Source organism: Vibrio sp. 99-70-13A1 (assembly GCF_013114625.1).
In the GTDB taxonomy this organism is placed as follows: Bacteria; Pseudomonadota; Gammaproteobacteria; order Enterobacterales; family Vibrionaceae; genus Vibrio.
Map to the genome: position 1 here is coordinate 1 of NZ_VTXD01000072.1, position 4,117 is coordinate 4,117.

General features: G+C 32.3%; 4 protein-coding genes. All 4 read left to right on the top strand.

Translation table 11 applies throughout. The annotated features are described in order from the left end of the window. The first annotated feature begins 84 nt into the window (after window positions 1–84). Window positions 85–1,206, top strand: coding sequence for a hypothetical protein (locus F0226_RS22025; RefSeq protein WP_171737638.1), 1,122 nt, complete (start codon window positions 85–87; stop codon window positions 1,204–1,206). After that, window positions 1,196–1,483: a hypothetical protein gene (locus tag F0226_RS22030; RefSeq protein ID WP_171737639.1), complete on the top strand. Its 288-nt coding sequence runs from the start codon at window positions 1,196–1,198 to the stop codon at window positions 1,481–1,483. The genes F0226_RS22025 and F0226_RS22030 overlap by 11 nt, the downstream gene beginning before the upstream one ends. A 149-nt stretch (window positions 1,484–1,632) precedes the next feature. Further along, window positions 1,633–2,196 carry a recombinase family protein gene (locus tag F0226_RS22035; protein WP_171737640.1) on the top strand — a complete coding sequence of 188 codons (564 nt, stop codon included), beginning with the start codon at window positions 1,633–1,635 and terminating at the stop codon, window positions 2,194–2,196. A gap of 106 nt (window positions 2,197–2,302) precedes the next feature. Beyond that, on the top strand, window positions 2,303–4,117 hold a 1,815-nt coding region (locus F0226_RS22040), incomplete at its 3' end, for a hypothetical protein (RefSeq protein WP_216606700.1).

Consider the following 4,117-nt stretch of genomic DNA (forward strand, 5'->3'; position numbering starts at 1 on the left):
CTTAGTGACCGACTAAGCTTATTGTTTTTTGTTCCAAAAAACAATAAGCTTCGGATTTAAATAAATTTAAATAGGTAAGATAATATGTATCAATTCATTCATTATGAATTATACAGTCTTCTTCCGAGTAAAAAAAGAAAGTCTTATATTTCCGTTGCTAAAGAGTTCATGAGACTCGAATATGCCTGCTCTCATGTGAAAAATCCATTGCAGCCACAAGTGTTGTATGGTGTAGACGCAATGCAAGCAAATAAAATAATTGAAAATAGACAGTCTAAAGCTAGAGATAAAATAGGAAGAAAACTAAGAAAAGACGCAAATGTTGTACTGTCGGGGGTTTGTTCATTACCTCCTGATATCTACGTGTCTGATATGAAAAATAAAACACATGTTACAAGTGCATGGATAGAGCGGAATATTGAATACTTAAAAAATAAATATGAAGATAACTTGCTCTCAGTGATTTTGCACCTTGATGAAGGGGAGCCTATCCACCCTCACTTGCATTTTGTAGTTGCGATCCCTGACACGAAAGAGCATGGGAAAGCTAATTTAATGTATTTACATGAACCGTTGCTAGCAAGACAAACGAGTGAGGGCGGGAGGAAAGCAAAGTTTGATGCTTACAAAAACGCTTATAGAAAGTTGCAGGATGAGTATCATCGAGAAGTCTCCGAGAAATTTGGGTTGTTGAGATTGGGTGCAAAACGGCAGCGACTGACAAGAGCTGAATACAACGCTAGAAAAGCAGAGGCAAGCCGCATTCGTGATTCATTAGATACAATTGAGTACCAAAAGTCAGTAATTAAAGTCAAGAAAGACGAGTTAATTAAACAGAGTAAAGAAATCGAGAACTTTAAGATGCGCCTAAAAGTAAAAAACAAGTCTTTAATCAAGAGAGAAGATAGCATAGAAACAGCAATTAAAGACAAATTTAGGAATAAATCAACTGTAAAGTTTTACTCTGAAAAAATAGAACGATTAAAATCAAAAAATAGAAAATTGAGGTCAATAGTTTCTTTACATATGAAGGAGCAGTCTGAAAGTAGAAGTAGTAAAATTAAATATAAATTAAAATTGTCAGAAAGAGATGCTGAAATACGTTCTCTGAATGAAAATATTTTTTTTAAAGATGAGCTTATAAAGAAAATAAGAAATGCCAAAACTAAAATAATAACTAAAGGTGAGTTTGAAAATGAGTATTAGACATGAAGATAGAAAAACAAACATAAATGAGATAATGAAGTTAAGTTTAAGGCTGAAGAGAGAGTACTATGCAAAGCATGGATGTAGTGACCCTTATCTTGATAATATAATTCGATTGTTAAAAGTTTTTGATAAAGAGATTCTTTCTGACGAAAATGAAAAGAAATTTACTTCTCACATTGCTAGTAAAATCTATGACTTTTTTAGAGCTGTAGAGAAAGTGAATAAAAAGAAAGTAAGTAAAAGTGAAGCTTTGAAAGAACTTGATAAAAAGTAGAACTCACTAAGCTTGGCTTAGTGTTATTTAAGCACACTCAAGTAATACCACTTTAAAATATACAGAAAGTGGTATTACAAAGACAAAATTAACCGATAAACAACACCAGTATTATAAGAGTATCATTTAAAGATACCGATGGAGTCAATATGCAATTTATTTATTCTCGTGTTTCTACAGTAGAACAGAATGTACAACAACAAACGGAATTTCTCGCACAATCTTACAAGCATGACGCAGTTTTTGAAGATAAGTTTTCGGGCAAGGACTTGGAAAGACCAGAAATTTTGAAGATGTTGAGTAAGTTAAGGAGCGGGGATTCTGTAGTGTTCTACGATATAAGCCGCCTAGGAAGGAATACACAGGGAGTTTTGGAGTTCTGCGAGAAGATGAATCAGGAAGGTGTAAAAGTCATTGTCCATACACTTGGTGGTATTGATATTACTTCTAGCACTGGAAAACTTGTACTCACTACGTTAGCCGCTGTGGCAGAGATGCAGCGAACTGAGATGCTTGAAAAGCAGAGAATAGGAATAGAGCGAGCTAAACGAGAAGGACGTTACAAAGGAAAGCAAGTAGCAGAGTCTTCCGTAGTGGAATATCGAAAGGTTATCGAGTTAGTTGATTTAGGTATGAGTCAAACAAAAGCGATTGCCATCGTAGGCATGAATAAATCAAAGTATTATCGACTCAAAAGGAAGATAAGAGATTGAATTTACGTTGATTTAGATTGTATTCTTAGCCAAAACATATTGAAAGTTGTGTTGATGTTGCTGATAATAACCATATTTTTATTATGCGGATAATCAGTTGAAACGAATGAAACCAAGGAAAACCCACGAGATCATCAATGGTGTACTCAAGCCTACGCGTTTCTTCGGAAGCAAGGCAGAAGCTAAAGATCAAGCATTTCATAAGTTCATAATTCAAGCGACTGATGATGAGTTTGAGCGAGCAATTAATGTAATAATTAAAGATGACGAAATATTTTCAAGCCTAAGTCAAAGTAAATTAGATATTAATAATATATTTGAAACCCTAATATATGGTGAGCAAGATATAAATGGGCATAAAGCTATATATCTATATGATGCTATTTTTTCTCGGGAAATTGATAAGTTAGCCTTTTTTAATGACAATAAAATTATAATTGAAGATCTCTTTGTAAAAGGGGAGTACTCGAAGGTTGAGAAATTATTATTAGATTTAAATGACAAGGTAGGTTACTCAATTTGGTCAATTAATTTGCAGTTTAACTTATATACTGCAAAAAAAGAATATTCAAAAATTGATGAATTTCTAGATAATTTAAAGTCTCAGAACGATCATTCAATTTTTTCTGATATTGTTAGAGTGTCAGGTTGGAAATTACAAACAGTTGATTCAAAACTCATTCTTGAGTCAATGGTAAGGCGACCAAATAAAGAGTTCATCGAAGGTGGTGCATCTAATATAGCTGCTTTTTACTCTCTGCTGTGTTTACCATCGTCTTTATATGAAGATGTAGATTTATTACATAGTATTAACTGGCTTCAAAGACTTCCTTTGGTTGATTTGTTTGATTGTTTCTGTAAGGTTATAGAGAGCGCCTTAATTAAAAAGTCTTTAGAATCAAATGACAGAACCATACTTCTTAGAGTTTTCAAAAACCTAGAAAGTAAAATCAGTTCTATAAAAATATCAAATATTATATCTTCACTAGAAGAGCGGGGTTTTGATGATAGTCAAGTAAAGTTTGACCAACAAATAAATGACTATTGTGAAGGGAAGTATGATGCAGTTATAGACTACTTAGAAAATGATGTTTCGAGTAATTCAAATATAATCACTAAGATTAATATGTACGCGAAATCTTACATATATACAAGTAGGAAGCCTGCAGGTTTACCTGATGTTCTCAGAGAGATAATTAATAATCTTATCTCAATATATTCGCTAGAAGATGCTAATCAATCTGTTGAACAACTAGTTGATTTAGCAATAAAATATTCATCTTTAGAACTGTCTGAACATATACTTATAAGTATTGTAAAATCTGCACCATACTTCTTTTCATCGGAGAATAAGAAAAATATAGTTTTAAAATCAAACTTTCTTAATTGTCCATTAACACCTTTATCATATAATCTTCATACACCTCCTTCAATGTATGTAAAATCTAATAGTAAAGATCTTCCATTACATCTTAAGGTAAAGAAAGACACGATTGAATCTATCACTTCTTCTTCTTCAACCGCACATGAGTTAGTTGACCAATATTATAATTTATCACCTATCAAAAAAGATGCTATTGAGCTAAAGGTTCAGTATTTATTACAAATAGGTGATATTGATGAAATTATTGATTTTTCTGCATCGGAGCTAATTAATAATCCAAGTTCAAATGTTTGTATTCCTCTTGAATATATTACTACTGAAATAGAGAACGATTCGATTTACACTATCGATTCTGTAATATGTGGATATTTTCATAACCACTTTTCTGATCTTGATGGCAGTGCTCTTCTAAACGAAGTTTTTGAAGAGTACTTTTTCTCATTGGGGATCGAAAGACCGAGTGAATTAGTTACCAAAGAACTGAATAGTAAAAATATTTTCCTATTGAAGAATATTTCTAAAATAGATGTTATGGAT